General features: G+C 57.1%; 18 protein-coding genes. 15 read left to right on the top strand and 3 right to left on the bottom strand.

Translation table 11 applies throughout. From position 1 onward, the window contains the following. The first annotated feature begins 70 nt into the window (after positions 1–70). Complete coding sequence (gene mnmE / locus ACW9IR_RS02030) at positions 71–1,441, top strand: tRNA uridine-5-carboxymethylaminomethyl(34) synthesis GTPase MnmE (protein ID WP_186613184.1); 1,371 nt, start codon at positions 71–73, stop codon at positions 1,439–1,441. A gap of 44 nt (positions 1,442–1,485) precedes the next feature. Here the strand turns inward: mnmE and ACW9IR_RS02025 are convergent, their stop codons facing one another. The 3 genes from ACW9IR_RS02025 to ACW9IR_RS02015 form a co-directional block, all read right to left on the bottom strand. Then, positions 1,486–3,921 (bottom strand): TonB-dependent siderophore receptor, encoded by a 2,436-nt coding sequence (locus tag ACW9IR_RS02025; protein ID WP_457461424.1) that lies wholly within the window; start codon positions 3,919–3,921, stop codon positions 1,486–1,488. 119 nt (positions 3,922–4,040) lie between these two features. Beyond that, positions 4,041–4,988, bottom strand: a complete 948-nt coding sequence (locus ACW9IR_RS02020) for a FecR domain-containing protein (RefSeq protein ID WP_110718205.1) — start codon at positions 4,986–4,988, stop codon at positions 4,041–4,043. Continuing rightward, a complete protein-coding gene (locus ACW9IR_RS02015) occupies positions 4,988–5,494 on the bottom strand; it encodes a sigma-70 family RNA polymerase sigma factor (protein ID WP_457461422.1) in 507 nt (168 codons plus the stop codon). Before ACW9IR_RS02015 ends, ACW9IR_RS02020 begins: the two co-directional genes overlap by 1 nt. 572 nt (positions 5,495–6,066) lie before the next feature. Between ACW9IR_RS02015 and mnmG the strand changes: the two genes are divergently transcribed. The 14 genes from mnmG to glmU all read left to right on the top strand — a co-directional run bounded on the left by mnmG (position 6,067) and on the right by glmU (position 19,058). Then, on the top strand, positions 6,067–7,965 hold the full coding sequence (mnmG, locus tag ACW9IR_RS02010; protein ID WP_110718203.1) for a tRNA uridine-5-carboxymethylaminomethyl(34) synthesis enzyme MnmG: 1,899 nt from the start codon (positions 6,067–6,069) through the stop codon (positions 7,963–7,965). Next, entirely contained in the window at positions 7,962–8,606 is a 645-nt protein-coding gene (gene rsmG, locus ACW9IR_RS02005) for a 16S rRNA (guanine(527)-N(7))-methyltransferase RsmG (RefSeq protein WP_038359549.1), read from the top strand. Before mnmG ends, rsmG begins: the two co-directional genes overlap by 4 nt. Before the next feature lie 18 nt (positions 8,607–8,624). Next, a complete protein-coding gene (locus ACW9IR_RS02000; RefSeq protein WP_007911909.1) occupies positions 8,625–9,422 on the top strand; it encodes a ParA family protein in 798 nt (265 codons plus the stop codon). Between the two features lie 9 nt (positions 9,423–9,431). Continuing rightward, positions 9,432–10,304: a ParB/RepB/Spo0J family partition protein gene (locus ACW9IR_RS01995; protein ID WP_034152184.1), complete on the top strand. Its 873-nt coding sequence runs from the start codon at positions 9,432–9,434 to the stop codon at positions 10,302–10,304. 148 nt (positions 10,305–10,452) lie between these two features. Continuing rightward, on the top strand, positions 10,453–10,860 hold the full coding sequence (locus ACW9IR_RS01990) for a F0F1 ATP synthase subunit I (protein WP_008084411.1): 408 nt from the start codon (positions 10,453–10,455) through the stop codon (positions 10,858–10,860). A gap of 16 nt (positions 10,861–10,876) precedes the next feature. After that, the gene (atpB, locus tag ACW9IR_RS01985) at positions 10,877–11,746 is read left to right on the top strand and encodes a F0F1 ATP synthase subunit A (RefSeq protein WP_007911917.1); all 870 of its coding nucleotides are present in this window, start codon (positions 10,877–10,879) and stop codon (positions 11,744–11,746) included. 133 nt (positions 11,747–11,879) lie between these two features. Next, the gene (atpE, locus tag ACW9IR_RS01980) at positions 11,880–12,137 is read left to right on the top strand and encodes a F0F1 ATP synthase subunit C (RefSeq protein WP_003097235.1); all 258 of its coding nucleotides are present in this window, start codon (positions 11,880–11,882) and stop codon (positions 12,135–12,137) included. Between the two features lie 59 nt (positions 12,138–12,196). Next, positions 12,197–12,667, top strand: a complete 471-nt coding sequence (locus tag ACW9IR_RS01975; protein WP_003229781.1) for a F0F1 ATP synthase subunit B — start codon at positions 12,197–12,199, stop codon at positions 12,665–12,667. A gap of 12 nt (positions 12,668–12,679) precedes the next feature. Continuing rightward, positions 12,680–13,216, top strand: coding sequence for a F0F1 ATP synthase subunit delta (locus tag ACW9IR_RS01970; RefSeq protein ID WP_007911956.1), 537 nt, complete (start codon positions 12,680–12,682; stop codon positions 13,214–13,216). Positions 13,217–13,237: 21 nt separating this feature from the next. Beyond that, positions 13,238–14,782 (top strand): F0F1 ATP synthase subunit alpha, encoded by a 1,545-nt coding sequence (gene atpA, locus ACW9IR_RS01965; RefSeq protein ID WP_095119696.1) that lies wholly within the window; start codon positions 13,238–13,240, stop codon positions 14,780–14,782. Between the two features lie 50 nt (positions 14,783–14,832). After that, positions 14,833–15,693, top strand: a complete 861-nt coding sequence (gene atpG / locus ACW9IR_RS01960) for a F0F1 ATP synthase subunit gamma (protein ID WP_008084419.1) — start codon at positions 14,833–14,835, stop codon at positions 15,691–15,693. Between the two features lie 27 nt (positions 15,694–15,720). Further along, positions 15,721–17,100 carry a F0F1 ATP synthase subunit beta gene (gene atpD, locus ACW9IR_RS01955; RefSeq protein WP_007911961.1) on the top strand — a complete coding sequence of 460 codons (1,380 nt, stop codon included), beginning with the start codon at positions 15,721–15,723 and terminating at the stop codon, positions 17,098–17,100. A 45-nt stretch (positions 17,101–17,145) separates the two neighbouring features. Then, the gene (locus ACW9IR_RS01950; protein ID WP_007954164.1) at positions 17,146–17,571 is read left to right on the top strand and encodes a F0F1 ATP synthase subunit epsilon; all 426 of its coding nucleotides are present in this window, start codon (positions 17,146–17,148) and stop codon (positions 17,569–17,571) included. A gap of 119 nt (positions 17,572–17,690) precedes the next feature. After that, a complete protein-coding gene (glmU, locus tag ACW9IR_RS01945) occupies positions 17,691–19,058 on the top strand; it encodes a bifunctional UDP-N-acetylglucosamine diphosphorylase/glucosamine-1-phosphate N-acetyltransferase GlmU (protein WP_110718202.1) in 1,368 nt (455 codons plus the stop codon). Positions 19,059–19,134 lie beyond the last annotated feature (76 nt).

Below are 19,134 nucleotides of genomic sequence, written 5' to 3'. Positions count from 1 at the left end.
GATAACACCACTCAGAACGCCCCCTCGTGGGGCGTTTTGCTATCTGCCACTTTTGTCTGGATTCCGGTTTATGAGCACACCTCGTGAAACCATCGCCGCCGTCGCCACCGCTCAAGGTCGCGGCGGTGTGGGCATCGTCCGTATTTCCGGACCGCTGGCCAGCGTTGCAGCCAAAGCTATCAGCGGCCGCGAACTGAAACCGCGTTACGCCCATTACGGGCCATTTTTCAGTGACGACCAGCAAGTGCTCGATGAAGGTCTGGCGCTGTATTTCCCGGGACCGAACTCGTTTACCGGCGAAGACGTGCTGGAATTGCAGGGACATGGCGGCCCGATCGTGCTGGACATGCTGCTCAAGCGTTGCCTGGAGTTGGGTTGTCGTTTGGCCCGTCCCGGTGAATTCAGTGAACGAGCCTTCCTCAATGACAAACTCGACCTGGCCCAGGCCGAGGCGATTGCCGATTTGATCGAAGCCAGTTCGGCACAGGCTGCACGCAATGCTCTGCGTTCTTTGCAAGGCGCTTTTTCCCAACGTGTGCATAACTTGACCGAACAACTGATCGGTCTGCGCATCTACGTCGAAGCCGCCATCGACTTTCCGGAAGAAGAAATCGACTTCCTCGCCGATGGCCATGTGTTGAGCATGCTCGACAAAGTGCGCGATGAGTTATCCACAGTACTGCGTGAAGCCGGGCAAGGTGCGTTGTTGCGCGATGGCATGACCGTGGTGATTGCCGGCCGTCCGAATGCCGGCAAGTCCAGTCTGTTGAATGCACTGGCCGGTCGCGAAGCGGCGATCGTGACGGAGATTGCCGGCACCACGCGGGATATCCTGCGCGAACATATCCACATCGACGGCATGCCGTTGCACGTTGTCGATACCGCAGGTTTGCGTGATACCGATGATCATGTGGAAAAGATCGGTGTCGAACGGGCATTGAAGGCAATCGGTGAAGCCGATCGGGTGTTGTTGGTGGTTGATGCGACCGCCCCGGAGGCGCTGGACCCGTTTGCGTTGTGGCCGGAATTCCTCGAAACCCGTCCGGATCCGGCGAAAGTCACCCTGATTCGCAACAAAGCGGATCTGACCGGCGAAGCAATTGCCCTGGAAACCAGTGAAGACGGACATGTGACGATCAGCCTTAGCGCCAAGTCGGCCGGTGAAGGGCTGGACTTGCTGCGTGACCATCTCAAGGCTTGCATGGGTTACGAGCAAACGTCGGAAAGCAGCTTCAGCGCACGCCGCCGCCATCTCGAGGCTCTGCGCCATGCCAGTGCCGCGCTGGAACACGGCCGTGCGCAGCTGACATTGGCGGGTGCCGGTGAATTGCTCGCCGAAGATTTGCGTCAGGCCCAGCATTCTCTGGGTGAAATCACCGGGGCTTTCAGCTCTGATGATCTGCTGGGAAGAATCTTTTCCAGCTTCTGCATCGGCAAATAACAAAAAGGGGGCTGTGAGAATTTATCCACAGCCCCTTTTTCGTTTTACCAGTTGTAAGAAACTGTACCGAGCAAGGTGCGGTCTTCACCCCAGTAGCAGCGGCCGGCATCGTTGCATCCCGACACATACTCCTTGTCGAACAGGTTTTTCGCGTTCAGGTCGACGCTCCAGTGCGTGTCGATCTGATAACCGATGGCCGCATCCACCAACGTGACATCGCCGGCATCCAGCTTCCCGTACAGAGTAGGCGAGGTGTAAGCGAAGGCACTGTCGAAGTAACGCACTCCACCGCCGACGTAGAAGCCTTTCAAGTCACCATCGAGGAATCGATATTTCGCCCAGACCGAAGCCTGATTACGTGGCACGCCAGTCATTTGATGGCCTTTGACCAATGACGTCGCGGCATCCTTGGTAATCCGCGCATCGGTGTAGGTGTAGGCCGCCGTGACATTGAGATTCTGGGTCAGGTTACTGTTCAGTTCCAGTTCCACGCCTTTGGAACGGCTTTCGCCGACCTGGCGATAGGTCGACGTGGTCGAGTCGAAGTAGGTGTCGTCCTTTTTGCGCAGGTCATACACCGACGCAGTGAACGCGGTGTCCCAGCCAATCGGTTCGTACTTCAGGCCCACTTCATATTGGCTGCTGGTTATCGGGTCGAGTGGCGTGCCGGCATTGGAAATCTGCTGCACCGGCACGAATGAGGTGGAATAGCTGACATACGGCGTCATGCCGTTGTCGAACTGGTACATCACCCCGCCTTGATAAGTGAATTTCTTGTCCTCGGAGCTGATGTTGCTGCCCTTGGCCACCTTGTCGCGGAAATCACTGTCGACCCAGTCCTGGCGCCCACCGAGCAAGAACAACCAGTGGTCATATTTACTCTGGATCTGCGCATAAATACCTTTCATCTGCTGCTCGAGCAAAGTGTTTTGCACCGCGATCGGGGTGGTGGGATCACGCAGGTAAACCGGGTTGTAGATATCGATCGGCCCGACGATGCCGGCATTCCAGTCCTGATTGAACGAAGTGCGATCGTAGCTGGCACCAAACAGCACGGTGTTTTCCAATTCGCCGACTTGGAATTTGCCTTCCAGTTGGTTATCCAGCGAGTACACCATCGATTTGTTGAAGCGATCGTAGGCGGTCATGTTCAGGCGCGTGCCGAAGCCCGCATTGTTGAGGTTGCCTGGCCAGGTTTCGTGGCGGGTGATGCGCGACTGCATGTAGCGTGAGTTCTGCCGGAACTGCCAGTCGTCGTTGAAGGAGTGGCTGAACTCGTAACCGCTGCTCCAGGTTTCCCGTTCGAAGGTGTTCCAGTCCGGGTCGCCGAGCATGGTGCCTTTGGATAACTTGCCGTTGGGGTTTGTCAGCAAGGTGCCGGCGGCCGGTAGGCCAAGTTCCATATTGGTGTGATCCTTCTGGTAGTTGGCCAGCAGGGTCAAGGTGTTGAAATCGTCAAAATTCAGGGTCAGCGAAGGGGCGATGTAGAGGCGGTCATCCGGGACGTGATCGGTCTGGGTGTCGGACTTACGGCCGAGCATCACTACACGCCCGAGAATGTTGCCGCTGTCGTTGAGTGGCCCCGACACATCAACACCGATTTGCCGTCGGTTGTTCGAGCCATAGCCGAGTTGCACTTCGCCTTGCGGTGCAGCGGTTGGCCGTTTGCTGACCAGATTGACCAGGCCGCCGGGGGCGTTTTCCCCATACAGCAATGAGGACGGGCCACGGAAAATTTCCACCCGCTCAAGTCCATAAGGTTCGGTACTGGTGTCATAACGGTTGCCTTGCACACGGAGTCCATCGCGCAGCAGGCCGTAGCCGTAATCGGTGGCGTTGAAACCGCGAATGAAAAACAGATCGCCGGCCAGACTGTCGCCGGCGGCAAACGGAGGAGCAAAGATCCCCGGCACGTAGCCAAGCACCTCGGTGAGCGTCTGAGATTTCTGATCCTTCATGCGTTGCGCGGTTACGACTGACACCGAACGGGGCGTTTCCGACAACGGTGTACTGGTTTTCGTACCGATCCGGCTGCTCTGCGCTTTGTAGCCGACGTCGGCGGCGTAATCCAGATTCATCGGATTGGCCAATTGCCCGTTGATGTTGGTCGGGGCCAGTTCCAGCGCGTCACCATTGGGCAACGCCTGCAGAATGTAACTGCCCGGCGCCTGCGGTACGGCTTGCAACCCCGAGCCTTGCAGCAGTTGAGCGAATCCCTGGTCGACGGTGAAATTGCCGTTCAGTGCGGCACTGCGTAAACGGCTGGTCTGTTGCGGCGAGAACGACAGAATCACGTTTGCTGCGGAGGCGAACTGGCTCAAAGCATTATCCAGCGGGCCGGCAGCAATGGTGAAACGCTGGGCGGCCGTCGCCGCGAAGGCGTTGTTGGTCATTACCAGGCAAGGCGCGGCGCTGGTCATCAGTAAGCTGTAGGCAATGCAGTGGTGAGAAAAACGCTGACGGAACGTGGGAAGACGCATGTGTGGATAAGCCCTGGAGGTGGCGAAGAGCCGCGTTTATCGCGATTACCTGTAGGGCCGGGTCAGGGCAAAAAAAGATAACCCTTTTTTCGATTTATTTTTCCCCAGGTGATTTTCGATCAGACATTGTGGCTGATCGAGACCCAGTAACGGGTGAAGTAGCGGACATTGATCGGTAACGAGGCCTGAAGGTTGGCCAGCACGGCATCGGTGGAATCGAGCCGAAAGGTGCCGGATACCCGCAGATCCCGGGCGCGGCTATCGCAGTGCAGAACGCCGCTGCGATAACGCCCCAGCTCTTCGATCACCTCGCCCAACCGCGCATCAAGCACAATCAGCTGGCCGTTCGTCCACGCCACTGCTGAGGATTCAAATGGAAGAAGGCGTCCGATATGCCGACTATCGAAGTCAGCACCTTCGCCTGCCTTCAAGATCATCGCGGCCGTTGATGGATCAGCGGGTTGCACGCTGACCCGATCTTCCAGCACGCCGACCCGCGTCGAGCCCGACAGCTGATGCACCGAAAAACGCGTACCCAACGCTTGAATCCGGCCGTCGCGGGTCTCGACAAAAAACGGCCGCTGATCGCCAAGCTTGCCGGTTTCAATGAGAATCTCACCCGAGCGCAGGCGAATCAGGCGCTGTGCGGCGTCGAAAGACACATCGATGGCGGTATCGGTGTTGAGCTGGATCTGGCTGCCATCCGCCAATGAAAGGCTACGACGCTGGCCAACGCCGGTTTTGTAGTCGGCCCAGACATTCCCCTGGGATGTATGTTGCTGAGCGTTCCAACCGAGGAACCCTGTCCCGGTCGCGAGCAGCAACAGCTTCAGTACCTGACGCCGTTGCTGGCCGGTATTCAGCGCGCGACGTTTCAAATCCTGCGGCAGAGTGCCGAGATGACGCTGCAATTGTTCCATCTGGTTCCACGCCGCCAAGTGCGCTGGATCGCTATCTATCCACAGCTGCCAGGCTTTTTGTTCGGCGAGCGTCGGCGGATCTGCCTGAAACTGCACATACCAAGCGGCAGCGGCTTCGAACACTTTGCGGTTGGGGGCGATGGCCATCAGGGTTGCGCCATGATCAGGGCACATTCCGTCAAAGCGCGGATCATGTGCTTCTTTACTGTGGTCAGGGAAACCTTCAACTGCACAGCGATCTGTTGATAAGTCAGGCCGTCGATCTGCGAGAGCATAAAGATCTGCCGGGTTCGCGCGCCCAGACCGGCCAAGGCTTTATCCACAGCGATCAGGGTTTCGATGATCAGTGCCTTGTCTTCTTCGCTGATGGCGGTGGCTTCCGGTCGAGCAGCCAAGGTCTGCAAGTAGGCGACTTCGATGGCCTGTCTTCTATAGCGATCAATGACGAGGCCGCGTGCAATGGTCGCCAGATAATCCCGCGGTTCGCGAATCTGCGCGGCATTCCGTGCCGCGAGGATCCGCACGAAGGTGTCATGCGCGACATCCGCAGCATCGCAGGCGTTATGCAATTTGCCCCTGAGCCATCCATATAGCCACGAATGGTGTTGCTCGTAGATTTGCTCGATCGCAGCGTGGTGGGCGGGTGGGGACATGGGGAGAAACTGACGAGTTAATGATAATGGCTATTATTAGCCTCTGTTACGTTCTCTCACAATAGCCCTTTCACATCCCTCTATCGGCTTCCTGGTCGTCACCGATCTTTCGATGGCGGTTTTTTTTGCGCCCGGAAAAAGCCATTTGGTCGATTTTCTGTGGATTAAGCCCTGTGAATAACTGCCACTAAGGGCAGTTGATAACAGGGCCTGAAAACTGGATATAACCCCCTCTGTGGATAACCAGCCCTTTCATCCACAGGCTTACACCGGTTATCCAAGGGCCTCATTGGCACATGAGCACAGGGTTTTGAAACTCTGTACATATTGAATATAAAGGCTTGTAGCAATCTATCCACAGAAAGCGTGCTCAGTAAGAATAAACATAAAAACAAAGGTTTTATAAATTTCTCTCTTTTTTATTCTTTTAACCTCGAGTTCTCCACAGCTGGTTAAATTTTGTGCAAAGGGTTCTTTAGGAAGGGCGAAGTCCCTATACTTGTCGACCAGGTCCAGAAACCTGATCTCAAACTATTCCTGAATTACCTACTTAAGCAGGCACGAGGTGCGTGGTGGATTTCCCTTCCCGTTTTGAAGTGATCGTCATCGGCGGCGGTCATGCCGGTACCGAGGCAGCACTGGCCTCAGCACGTATGGGGGCAAAAACCCTGTTGCTGACGCATAACGTGGAAACCCTCGGTGCCATGAGTTGCAACCCGGCCATCGGTGGCATTGGCAAAAGCCATCTGGTCAAGGAAATCGACGCCCTCGGCGGCGCGATGGCCATGGCTACCGATAAGGGCGGCATCCAGTTTCGCGTGTTGAATAGCCGCAAAGGCCCAGCGGTACGGGCAACCCGTGCACAAGCCGACCGGATTCTGTACAAAGCCGCTGTCCGCGAAATCCTCGAAAACCAGCCGAACCTGTGGATATTTCAACAAGCTGCTGACGACCTGATCGTTGAGCAGGAACAAGTCCGTGGTGTTGTCACGCAAATGGGTCTGCGCTTCTTCGCCGATTCCGTGGTGTTGACCACCGGTACCTTCCTTGGTGGACTTATCCACATCGGTTTGCAGAATTTCTCCGGTGGCCGCGCCGGTGATCCGCCGTCGATTGCCCTGGCTCACCGTTTGCGTGAACTGCCACTGCGTGTCGGTCGCCTGAAAACCGGTACACCGCCGCGTATCGACGGCAAGTCTGTGGATTTCTCGGTGATGACCGAGCAACCAGGCGATACGCCGATCCCGGTGATGTCGTTCATGGGCAACAAAGAACAACATCCGCGCCAGGTCAGTTGCTGGATTACTCACACCAACGCCCGCACCCACGAAATCATTGCCGCGAACCTCGATCGTTCGCCGATGTATTCCGCTGCCGGTGAAATCGAAGGCATCGGCCCGCGCTATTGCCCGTCGATCGAAGACAAGATCCACCGCTTTGCCGACAAGGAAAGCCATCAGGTGTTTATCGAACCGGAAGGATTGACCACCCATGAGCTGTACCCGAACGGGATATCCACAAGCTTGCCGTTCGACGTGCAATTGCAGATCGTGCAATCGATCCGCGGCATGGAAAACGCGCACATCGTGCGTCCGGGTTATGCGATCGAGTATGACTACTTCGATCCGCGCGACCTGAAGTACAGCCTGGAAACCAAAGTCATCGGCGGTCTGTTCTTCGCCGGGCAAATCAACGGCACTACCGGCTACGAAGAAGCCGGCGCCCAAGGTTTGCTCGCTGGCGCCAACGCCGCTCTGCGCGCCAAGGGCAAAGAAGCCTGGTGTCCGCGTCGCGATGAAGCGTACATCGGCGTGTTGGTCGACGACCTGATCACCCTCGGTACCCAAGAGCCGTACCGCATGTTCACTTCCCGTGCCGAGTACCGCCTGATCCTGCGTGAAGACAATGCGGACCTGCGTCTGACCGAAAAAGGTCGCGAGCTGGGTCTGGTCGATGATGCGCGTTGGGCGGCCTTCTGCAAGAAACGCGAAAGCATCGAACTCGAAGAGCAGCGCCTGAAAAGCACCTGGGTTCGCCCGAATACGCAGCAGGGCGATGCGATTGCCGAGAAATTCGGCACGCCGCTGACCCACGAATACAACTTGCTCAACCTCTTGAGTCGTCCGGAAATCGACTACGCTGGTCTGGTCGAGGTGACCGGCAACGGTGCCGAAGATCCACAGGTCGCCGAACAGGTTGAAATCAAGACCAAATACGCCGGTTACATTGATCGTCAACAGGACGAAATCGCCCGTCTGCGCGCCAGTGAAGACACGAAATTGCCTGTGGATATCGATTACACCAACATTTCCGGTCTCTCCAAGGAGATCCAGAGCAAGCTCGGCGCGACTCGTCCAGAGACGCTGGGTCAGGCTTCGCGGATCCCGGGCGTGACCCCGGCAGCGATTTCGCTGTTGATGATTCATTTGAAAAAACGCGGCGCGGGCCGTCAGTTGGAGCAAAGCGCTTGAGTTCTAAGGTCACTTCGCAACACGCCGAAGAGTTATCCACAGGAGCCCGCGAGCTCGGTGTCAATCTCACTGAAGCCCAGCATGAATTACTGCTGGGTTATCTGGCCCTATTGATCAAATGGAACCAGGCTTACAACCTGACCGCCGTGCGTGATCCGGACGAAATGGTCTCGCGGCACTTGCTCGATAGTCTCAGCGTCATGTCGTTCATCGAAAACGGTCGCTGGCTCGACGTCGGCAGCGGCGGCGGCATGCCGGGGATTCCTTTGGCGATCCTCTATCCGGACTCGCAAGTGACCTGCCTGGACAGCAACGGCAAGAAAACCCGCTTCCTGACCCAGGTCAAACTCGAACTCAAACTGGATAACCTGCAAGTTATCCACAGTCGTGTCGAAGCTTTCCAGCCTGCGCAGCCGTTCAACGGGATCATTTCCCGGGCGTTCAGCAGCATGGAGAACTTCACTAATTGGACTCGCCACTTAGGCGATGCCGATACACGCTGGCTGGCAATGAAGGGCGTTCATCCGGCCGATGAGCTGGTAGCATTGCCGGCAGACTTCAAACTCGATAGCGAACACGCCCTGGCCGTACCCGGTTGCCAAGGCCAACGCCATCTGCTGATACTGCGCCGCACGGCATGATTGGGAACACAAGCAAGAATGGCTAAGGTATTCGCGATAGCGAACCAGAAGGGTGGTGTGGGCAAGACCACCACCTGCATCAACCTCGCAGCATCCCTGGTCGCAACCAAGCGCCGGGTGTTGTTGATCGATCTCGATCCACAGGGCAACGCCACCATGGGTAGCGGTGTGGATAAACACGGCCTGGAAAATTCGGTCTATGACCTGCTGATCGGCGAGTGCGATCTGGCCCAGGCCATGCACTATTCCGAACATGGCGGTTACCAACTGCTGCCGGCCAACCGCGATTTGACGGCGGCCGAAGTCGTGCTGCTGGAAATGCAGATGAAGGAAAGCCGTCTGCGCAGCGCGCTGGCGCCGATCCGTGAAAACTACGATTACATTTTGATCGACTGCCCGCCGTCGCTGTCGATGCTCACGCTGAACGCACTGGTCGCCGCCGATGGGGTCATTATCCCCATGCAGTGCGAGTACTTTGCGCTCGAAGGCTTGAGCGACCTTGTGGATAACATCAAGCGCATCGCTGAACTGCTGAATCCGAACCTGAAAGTCGAAGGGTTGCTGCGGACCATGTATGACCCGCGCCTGAGCCTGATGAATGACGTTTCGGCGCAGCTCAAGGAACACTTCGGCGAGCAACTCTACGACACGGTGATCCCGCGCAACATCCGTCTGGCCGAAGCGCCGAGCTACGGCATGCCGGCGCTGGCCTACGACAAGCAATCGCGCGGCGCCTTGGCTTATCTGGCCCTGGCCGGCGAGATGGTTCGTCGTCAGCGCAAAAACTCACGCATTGCCGCCGCTCAGGCAACTTAAGGAATCCCCATGGCCGTCAAGAAACGAGGTCTCGGACGTGGACTGGATGCACTGCTGAGTGGTCCGACCGTCAGCGCGCTGGAAGAACAAGCGGCGCAAGCTGACACCCGCGAGCTGCAGCACTTGCCGTTGGATCTGCTGCAGCGCGGCAAATACCAGCCGCGCCGCGACATGGATCCGCAGGCGCTGGAAGAACTGGCAGCGTCGATCAAGGCGCAAGGCGTGATGCAGCCGATCGTGGTGCGCCCAATTGGCGGTGGCCGCTTCGAGATCATCGCCGGTGAACGTCGCTGGCGCGCGAGCCAGCAAGCCGGGCAGGAAACCATCCCGGCGATGGTCCGCGATGTGCCGGATGAAACCGCAATCGCCATTGCGCTGATCGAGAACATCCAGCGCGAAGACCTCAATCCGATCGAAGAAGCGGTGGCCCTGCAGCGTTTGCAGCAGGAATTCCAACTGACTCAGCAGCAAGTTGCCGAGGCTGTGGGTAAGTCCCGCGTCACTGTGGCTAACCTGTTGCGGCTTATTGCACTGCCGGAAGTCATCAAGACCATGTTGTCTCACGGCGACCTGGAAATGGGTCATGCCCGTGCTTTGCTCGGTCTGCCGGACAATCAGCAGGTGGAAGGGGCGCGACATGTTGTCGCACGCGGTCTCACCGTGCGCCAAACTGAGGCACTGGTTCGCCAGTGGTTGAGTGGCAAACCGGAGCCTGTGGAAGCGACCAAACCCGACCCGGATATCGCCCGTCTCGAACAGCGTCTGGCCGAGCGCCTAGGCTCTGCGGTGCAGATTCGCCACGGCAAGAAGGGAAAGGGGCAGTTGGTGATCGGTTATAACTCCCTCGATGAGCTTCAAGGTGTGCTCGCGCACATCCGCTGAAACATTTCCTCATGTAGCGCGCAGTCGGAAATCACTACCTGACAGTTGAATAGGGGCAGAACCGCCCCTATACTCTGCGCGCATTTTGTCGGCACAAATTATGCCAAGTTATTGAATTCTGGCAGCCGACCATTGGAGAGCAAACGTGATGGAAACCCGCAAGCCAAACCGCCTGCCGTTCCATCGCCTGGCGGTTTTTCCGGTGTTGATGGCTCAATTTGTCATTTTGCTCATTGCCGCTTTGGCGCTTTGGCAATGGCACGGAGTCGTTGCCGGATACTCGGGACTTTGCGGAGGCCTGATAGCCTTGCTGCCCAATGTTTATTTTGCTCACAAGGCATTTCGGTTTTCCGGCGCCCGAGCAGCCCAGTCCATCGTCCGGTCATTTTATGCCGGCGAGGCAGGCAAACTGATTTTGACGGCAGTGCTCTTTGCACTGGTGTTTGCAGGTGTGAAGCCACTGGCGCCGATAGCAGTATTCGGCGTGTTCGTGCTGACTCAGTCGGTCAGCTGGTTCGCTCCCCTGCTGATGAGAACAAGACTTTCGAGACCTTAGGGCGTTTGAGGCAACCATGGCAGAAACAACCGCTTCGGGCTATATCCAGCACCACTTGCAGAACCTGACCTTCGGTCAGCTACCTAACGGCGGCTGGGGCTTTGCCCATACCGCAGCAGAAGCCAAAGAAATGGGTTTCTGGGCTTTCCACGTCGATACTCTCGGCTGGTCGGTCGCGTTGGGTCTGATCTTCGTGCTTCTTTTCCGCATGGCGGCAAAGAAAGCGACTTCGGGTCAGCCGGGTGCTTTGCAGAACTTCGTTGAAGTATTGGTCGAATTCGTCGATGGCAGCGTGAAAGACAGCTTCCATGGCCGTAGCCCGGTGATTGCACCGTTGGCACTGACCATCTTCGTCTGGGTGTTCCTGATGAACGCCGTCGACCTGGTACCGGTCGACTGGATTCCTCAGCTGGCCATCCTGATCTCCGGTGACCACCACATCCCGTTCCGCGCCGTGTCGACTACCGACCCGAACGCGACCCTGGGCATGGCGTTCTCGGTTTTCGCACTGATCATTTTCTACAGCATCAAGGTCAAGGGCTTCGGCGGCTTCATCGGCGAACTGACCCTGCACCCGTTCGGCAGCAAGAACATTTTCGTTCAAGCCCTGCTGATCCCGGTGAACTTCCTGCTGGAATTCGTGACCCTGATCGCTAAACCGATCTCTCTGGCTCTGCGACTGTTCGGCAACATGTATGCCGGCGAGCTGGTGTTCATTCTGATCGCTGTGATGTTCGGCAGCGGTCTGCTCTGGCTGAGCGGCCTGGGCGTTGTTCTGCAGTGGGCGTGGGCTGTGTTCCACATCCTGATCATCACGCTGCAGGCGTTCATCTTCATGATGCTGACCATCGTCTACCTGTCGATGGCGCACGAAGAAAACCATTAAGGCCAGTCTCGACTAGTCTGATGTCCTTCCCGGTCAAACGGGAAGGGGCTCTTCACAGGGCACCTGAAACGATTTGTTTTACCGCTTTAATCTAAAAAACCTAAACCATACGACGTAAAAGTCGGGAGGAAAGATGGAAACTGTAGTTGGTCTAACCGCTATCGCTGTTGCACTGTTGATCGGCCTGGGCGCACTGGGTACCGCAATTGGTTTCGGCCTGCTGGGCGGCAAGTTCCTGGAAGGCGCAGCGCGTCAGCCAGAAATGGTTCCAATGCTGCAAGTTAAAATGTTCATCGTTGCCGGTCTGCTCGACGCCGTAACCATGATCGGTGTTGGTATCGCTCTGTTCTTCACCTTTGCGAACCCGTTCGTTGGTCAGATCGCTGGCTAATTACCCGGATTCTTCCGAGTAATTTGATGTGATGGACAACGTAACTGCGAGGTGTTGGCGTGAACATTAATGCGACCCTGATTGGCCAGTCCGTTGCGTTCCTGATTTTTGTACTGTTCTGCATGAAGTATGTATGGCCTCCGGTCATCGCTGCTCTGCACGAACGTCAAAAGAAGATCGCTGATGGTCTGGACGCTGCCAGCCGTGCAGCTCGCGACCTGGAGTTGGCCCAAGAAAAAGCGGGTCAGCAACTGCGCGAAGCGAAAGCTCAGGCAGCTGAAATCATCGAGCAAGCCAAGAAACGCGGTAACCAGATTGTCGAAGAGGCCGTTGAAAAGGCCCGTGTCGACGCTGACCGTGTGAAGGTTCAGGCTCAAGCCGAGATCGAACAGGAACTGAACAGTGTCAAAGACAAGCTGCGCGCCCAAGTGGGTTTGCTGGCTGTCGGCGGCGCCGAGAAGATCCTGGGTGCCACAATCGATCAAAACGCGCACGCAGAGCTGGTTAACCAACTGGCTGCTGAAATCTAAGCGAGGGCGATCATGGCAGAACTGACCACGTTGGCCCGACCTTACGCTAAGGCGGCCTTCGAGCACGCTCAGGCCCACCAGCAACTGGCCAATTGGTCAGCCATGCTCGGCCTGGCTGCAGCGGTGTCGCAAGACGACACCATGCAGCGCGTGCTCAAGGCCCCGCGACTGACGAGCGCAGAAAAGGCCGCCACGTTTATTGACGTGTGCGGCGACAAGTTTGATGCCAAGGCACAGAACTTCATCAATGTCGTTGCCGAAAACGACCGTCTCCCGCTTCTGCCGGAGATTGCCGCTCTTTTCGACCTGTACAAGGCCGAACAAGAGAAGTCGGTAGACGTTGAAGTGACCAGTGCTTTTGCATTGAACCAAGAACAGCAAGACAAACTCGCCAAGGTTCTCAGTGCACGACTCAACCGGGAAGTGCGCCTGCAAGTTGCGGAGGATGCTGCCCTTATAGGTGGTGTCGTTATCCGCGCCGGCGACCTGGTTATCGATGGCTCGATTCGCGGCAAAATCGCGAAACTTGCCGAAGCATTGAAATCTTGAGTTTGAAGGGGCAGCAGAGCAATGCAGCAACTCAATCCTTCCGAAATAAGTGAAATTATCAAGGGCCGCATCGACAAGCTCGATGTGACCTCCCAAGCCCGTAACGAAGGCACTGTCGTCAGCGTATCTGACGGCATCGTGCGGATTCACGGTCTGGCCGACGTAATGTACGGCGAGATGATCGAGTTTCCGGGCGGCGTCTACGGTATGGCCCTCAACCTGGAGCAAGACTCCGTAGGTGCCGTTGTACTGGGCGCTTACCAGTCTCTGGCTGAAGGCATGAGCGCCAAGTGCACCGGCCGCATCCTTGAAGTTCCTGTTGGTAAGGAACTGCTGGGTCGCGTAGTCGACGCACTGGGTAACCCTGTTGACGGCAAAGGTCCACTGGGCAACACCGAGACCGACGCGGTCGAGAAAGTTGCTCCGGGCGTGATCTGGCGTAAGTCGGTAGACCAGCCTGTACAGACTGGCTACAAGGCTGTCGATGCCATGATCCCTGTCGGCCGTGGCCAGCGTGAGCTGATCATCGGTGACCGTCAGATCGGTAAAACCGCTCTGGCGATCGACGCGATCATCAACCAGAAAGACAGCGGCATTTTCTGCGTCTACGTAGCTATTGGTCAGAAACAATCGACCATCGCCAACGTGGTTCGCAAGCTGGAAGAAAACGGCGCCCTGGCCAACACGATCATCGTGGCTGCCAGTGCTTCGGAATCTCCTGCGCTGCAATTCCTGGCACCGTACTCCGGTTGCACCATGGGTGAATTCTTCCGCGACCGCGGTGAAGACGCGCTGATCGTTTATGACGATCTGTCCAAGCAAGCAGTGGCTTACCGCCAGATTTCCCTGCTGCTGCGCCGTCCACCAGGCCGTGAAGCTTACCCAGGCGACGTGTTCTATCTCCACTCCCGTCTGCTGGAGCGCGCATCCCGCGTTTCGGAAGAATACGTAGAGAAGTTCACCAACGGCGCAGTGACCGGCAAAACCGGTTCCCTGACCGCACTGCCGATCATCGAAACCCAGGCTGGCGACGTTTCCGCGTTCGTTCCGACCAACGTGATTTCCATCACCGACGGTCAGATCTTCCTGGAATCGGCCATGTTCAACTCGGGCATCCGCCCTGCAGTGAACGCCGGTGTTTCGGTATCCCGTGTGGGTGGTGCCGCTCAGACCAAGATCATCAAGAAGCTGTCCGGTGGTATCCGTACCGCTCTGGCTCAGTACCGTGAACTGGCGGCATTCGCCCAGTTCGCTTCTGACCTGGACGAAGCGACCCGTAAGCAACTTGAGCATGGTCAGCGCGTTACCGAGCTGATGAAGCAGAAGCAATACGCACCAATGTCGATCGCTGACATGGCGCTGTCGCTGTATGCCGCTGAGCGTGGGTTCCTGACTGACATTGAAATCGCCAAGATCGGCAGCTTCGAACAAGCGCTGATTGCTTACTTCAACCGCGATCACGCCGATTTGATGGCCAAGATCAACGTTAAAGGTGACTTCAATGACGAAATCGACGCTGGCATGAAAGCCGGTATCGAGAAGTTCAAGGCCACCCAAACCTGGTAAGCCGCAGCGGGAGCCGCGAGGCTCCCGCTTGCTAACCTGATAGGTGTTACATGGCAGGCGCAAAAGAGATTCGCAGTAAGATTGCGAGCATCAAAAGCACGCAAAAGATTACCAGCGCCATGGAAAAAGTGGCGGTCAGCAAAATGCGCAAGGCACAAATGCGCATGGCTGCTAGCCGTCCTTATGCGGAGCGTATCCGCCAGGTAATTGGGCATCTGGCCAACGCCAACCCGGAATACCGCCACCCGTTCATGATCGACCGCGCCATCAAGCGTGTCGGTTATGTCGTTGTGAGCAGTGACCGTGGTTTGTGCGGTGGCTTGAACACCAACCTGTTCAAGGCCCTGGTCAAGGACATGGCGGTAAACCGCGAAAACGGCGTCGAGATTGATCTGTGTGTTGTTGGTAGCAAGGGTGCGGCCTTTTTCCGCAACTTCGGCGGTAACGTCGTTGCAGCTATCAGCCACCTGGGGGAAGAGCCGTCGATCAATGATCTGATCGGCAGCGTCAAGGTGATGCTGGATGCCTACCTGGACGGCCGTATTGACCGCCTGTCCGTGGTGTCCAACAAGTTCATCAACACCATGACGCAGCAGCCTACCGTGGAGCAGTTGATTCCACTGGTGGCGACCCCGGATCAGGATCTCAAGCACCACTGGGACTACCTCTACGAACCGGATGCCAAAGAGCTGCTTGACGGCTTGATGGTCCGCTACGTTGAGTCGCAGGTCTACCAGGCGGTGGTCGAGAACAACGCGGCTGAACAAGCTGCGCGGATGATCGCGATGAAGAACGCTACCGACAACGCCGGTGATTTGATCAGCGATTTGCAGCTGATCTACAACAAGGCGCGTCAGGCTGCGATCACCCAAGAGATCTCGGAAATCGTCGGCGGCGCTGCCGCGGTTTAACGGTTCAAATATTCAGAGGATCCAGCTATGAGTAGCGGACGTATCGTTCAAATCATCGGCGCCGTTATCGACGTGGAATTTCCACGCGACAGCGTACCGAGCATCTACAACGCGCTGAAAGTAGTGAGCGCGGCTGAAACCACCCTGGAAGTTCAGCAGCAGCTGGGCGACGGCGTGGTTCGCACCATTGCGATGGGTTCCACCGAAGGCTTGAAGCGCGGTCTGGAAGTTACCGACTCTGGCGCAGCCATCTCCGTACCGGTCGGTAAAGCGACCCTGGGCCGGATCATGGACGTCCTCGGTAACCCGATCGACGAAGCTGGCCCGATCGACACCGAAGAGCGCTGGGGCATTCACCGTCCAGCACCTTCGTTCGCTGAACAGGCAGGCGGCAACGACCTGCTGGAAACCGGCATCAAGGTTATCGACCTGGTTTGCCCGTTTGCCAAAGGCGGTAAAGTCGGTCTGTTCGGTGGTGCCGGTGTAGGCAAAACCGTAAACATGATGGAACTGATCCGTAACATCGCCATCGAGCACAGCGGTTATTCCGTGTTCGCCGGTGTGGGTGAGCGTACTCGTGAGGGTAACGACTTCTACCACGAGATGAAGGATTCCAACGTTCTGGACAAAGTGGCACTGGTTTACGGTCAGATGAACGAGCCGCCGGGTAACCGTCTGCGCGTAGCACTGACCGGTCTGACCATGGCCGAGAAGTTCCGTGACGAAGGTAACGACGTTCTGCTGTTCGTCGACAACATCTATCGTTACACCCTGGCCGGTACTGAAGTATCCGCACTGCTGGGCCGTATGCCTTCGGCAGTAGGTTACCAGCCGACCCTGGCTGAAGAGATGGGCGTTCTGCAAGAACGTATCACTTCGACCAAGGAAGGTTCGATCACTTCGATCCAAGCGGTATACGTACCTGCGGATGACTTGACCGACCCGTCGCCAGCGACCACCTTCGCCCACTTGGACGCCACCGTCGTTCTGTCCCGTGACATCGCTTCCCTGGGTATCTACCCAGCGGTAGATCCACTGGATTCGACTTCGCGCCAGCTGGACCCGAACGTAATCGGCCAGGACCACTACGACACCGCTCGCGGCGTTCAGTACGTTCTGCAACGTTACAAAGAGCTGAAGGACATCATCGCGATCCTGGGTATGGACGAGCTGTCGGAAGCCGACAAGCAGTTGGTAAACCGTGCTCGTAAGATCCAGCGCTTCTTGTCGCAGCCGTTCTTCGTGGCTGAAGTCTTCACTGGTGCTTCGGGTAAATACGTTTCCCTGAAAGACACCATTGCTGGCTTCAAAGGCATCCTCAACGGTGACTACGACCACCTGCCAGAACAAGCGTTCTACATGGTTGGCGGCATCGAAGAAGCGATCGAGAAAGCCAAGAAACTGTAATCCCGGCGCCCGGCAACGGGCGCTCATTTAGGTTGAGGCAATCAGATGGCTATGACAGTCCATTGCGATATCGTCAGCGCGGAAGGGGAAATCTTTTCCGGCCTGGTCGAGATGGTGATTGCGCACGGTGCACTGGGTGATCTTGGTATCGCTCTGGGTCACGCGCCGCTGATCACTAATCTGAAGCCAGGTCCGATCCGCCTGATCAAGCAAGGCGGGGAAGCCGAGGTGTTTTACATCTCCGGTGGTTTCCTCGAGGTTCAGCCGAACATGGTCAAGGTGCTTGCCGATACCGTGCAACGCGCCGCCGACCTGGATGAAGCTCAAGCTCAAGCAGCTCTCAAGGCTGCCGAAGCTGCTCTGCACGAGAAGAGCGCAGATTTCGACTACGGAGCTGCGTCCGCACGTCTGGCCGAGGCTGCAGCTCAGCTGCGCACCGTCCAGCAGATCCGCAAGAAGTTTGGCGGTTAATCCGTCAGCCCGCTTGTTGTGCGATTGATAAAAAAGGGTAGCCTCGGCTACCCTTTTTTCTTTTCCGAATTCCCGAAACCCGGTCGCAGTTGCTGACCACCCAGGATTGGTAGCCAGTCATGTCTCTTGAAATCGTTATCCTCGCGGCCGGTCAAGGCACCCGTATGCGTTCGGCGCTGCCGAAAGTGCTGCATCCGATTGCCGGCAACTCCATGCTGGGTCATGTTATCCACAGCGCCCGGCAACTTGATCCACAGCGCATTCATGTGGTGATCGGCCATGGCGCCGATGTGGTGCGTGAACGTCTGGCCGCTGATGATCTGAATTTCGTCCTGCAAGACAAGCAACTGGGCACCGGCCACGCCACTGCGCAAGCGGTGCCGTTCATTACTGCCGACACCGTGCTCATTCTTTACGGCGATGTGCCGCTGATCGAAGTCGAGACCCTGCAACGCCTGCTCAAGCATGTTGTGCCAGGGCAAATGGGCTTGCTGACCGTCGAGCTGGATGACCCGACAGGTTACGGCCGCATCGTGCGCGATGCAGACGGTAAGGTCGCAGCCATCGTTGAACACAAAGACGCCAGCGAAGCGCAGCGCGCGATCACCGAAGGCAACACCGGCATTCTCGCCGTGCCGGCCAATCGTCTGGCCGACTGGATGAGTCGTCTGTCAAACAACAATGCCCAGGGCGAGTACTACCTGACCGATGTGATCGAAATGGCGGTCAGCGATGGCCTGGTTGTCGCCACCGAACAACCGCATGATCCAATGGAAGTGCAGGGCGCCAACGATCGCAAGCAATTGTCAGAGCTGGAGCGCCATTACCAGTTGCGCGCCGGTCGGCGGTTGATGGCGCAAGGCGTTACCTTGCGGGATCCGGCACGTTTCGATGTGCGTGGCGAAGTGACTGTGGGTCGTGACGTGCTGATCGACATCAACGTGATCCTCGAAGGCAACGTGGTCATCGAAGATGATGTGGAGATCGGTCCGAACTGTGTGATCAAGGACAGCACCTTGCGCAAAGGTGTGGTGATCAAGGCCAACTCGCACATTGAAGGTGCCGTTCTGGGCGAGGGCAGCGATGCCGGCCCGTTCGCGCGTCTGCGTCCAGGCACCGTGCTCGAAGCGCGCGCACATGTGGGTAACTTTGTTGAATTGAAAAACGCCCACATGGGCGAAGGCGCCAAGGCCGGACACCTGACATATCTGGGCGATGCCGAGATCGGAGCGCGCACCAACATCGGCGCGGGCACCATTACCTGCAACTACGACGGCGCCAACAAGTGGAAAACCGTGTTAGGTGCAGACGTGTTCATCGGCTCCAATAATTCGCTGGTCGCGCCTGTGGATATCTCTGCCGGTGCGACCACGGCAGCCGGTTCGACCATTACGCAGAATGTGGACAACGCGCAGTTGGCCGTGGGCCGAGCGCGGCAGAGAAATATCGACGGTTGGAAACGGCCGGAGAAGATCAAGAAGAGCTGAGTTATCCACAGCGGCTTTTTGAAGATCAAAAGATCGCAGCCTTCGGCAGCTCCTACGGGGACTGTTGGGGTTGCGA

This window comes from Pseudomonas sp. SDT291_1_S447, assembly GCF_054070155.1.
The sequence above is the reverse complement of the archived record's forward strand: the minus strand, read 5'-3'. Positions and strand labels throughout refer to the sequence as shown.

Bases quoted from the DNA above. Each gene is read 5' to 3' on its own strand.
- mnmE (WP_186613184.1), top strand. From the start codon at position 71: ATGAGCACACCTCGTGAAACCATCGCCGCCGTCGCCACCGCTCAAGGT.
- ACW9IR_RS02025 (WP_457461424.1), bottom strand. From the start codon at position 3,921: ATGCGTCTTCCCACGTTCCGTCAGCGTTTTTCTCACCACTGCATTGCC.
- ACW9IR_RS02020 (WP_110718205.1), bottom strand. From the start codon at position 4,988: ATGGCCATCGCCCCCAACCGCAAAGTGTTCGAAGCCGCTGCCGCTTGG.
- ACW9IR_RS02015 (WP_457461422.1), bottom strand. From the start codon at position 5,494: ATGTCCCCACCCGCCCACCACGCTGCGATCGAGCAAATCTACGAGCAA.
- ACW9IR_RS02000 (WP_007911909.1), top strand. From the start codon at position 8,625: ATGGCTAAGGTATTCGCGATAGCGAACCAGAAGGGTGGTGTGGGCAAG.
- ACW9IR_RS01995 (WP_034152184.1), top strand. From the start codon at position 9,432: ATGGCCGTCAAGAAACGAGGTCTCGGACGTGGACTGGATGCACTGCTG.
- ACW9IR_RS01990 (WP_008084411.1), top strand. From the start codon at position 10,453: ATGGAAACCCGCAAGCCAAACCGCCTGCCGTTCCATCGCCTGGCGGTT.
- atpB (WP_007911917.1), top strand. From the start codon at position 10,877: ATGGCAGAAACAACCGCTTCGGGCTATATCCAGCACCACTTGCAGAAC.
- atpE (WP_003097235.1), top strand. From the start codon at position 11,880: ATGGAAACTGTAGTTGGTCTAACCGCTATCGCTGTTGCACTGTTGATC.
- ACW9IR_RS01970 (WP_007911956.1), top strand. From the start codon at position 12,680: ATGGCAGAACTGACCACGTTGGCCCGACCTTACGCTAAGGCGGCCTTC.
- atpA (WP_095119696.1), top strand. From the start codon at position 13,238: ATGCAGCAACTCAATCCTTCCGAAATAAGTGAAATTATCAAGGGCCGC.
- atpG (WP_008084419.1), top strand. From the start codon at position 14,833: ATGGCAGGCGCAAAAGAGATTCGCAGTAAGATTGCGAGCATCAAAAGC.
- atpD (WP_007911961.1), top strand. From the start codon at position 15,721: ATGAGTAGCGGACGTATCGTTCAAATCATCGGCGCCGTTATCGACGTG.
- ACW9IR_RS01950 (WP_007954164.1), top strand. From the start codon at position 17,146: ATGGCTATGACAGTCCATTGCGATATCGTCAGCGCGGAAGGGGAAATC.
- glmU (WP_110718202.1), top strand. From the start codon at position 17,691: ATGTCTCTTGAAATCGTTATCCTCGCGGCCGGTCAAGGCACCCGTATG.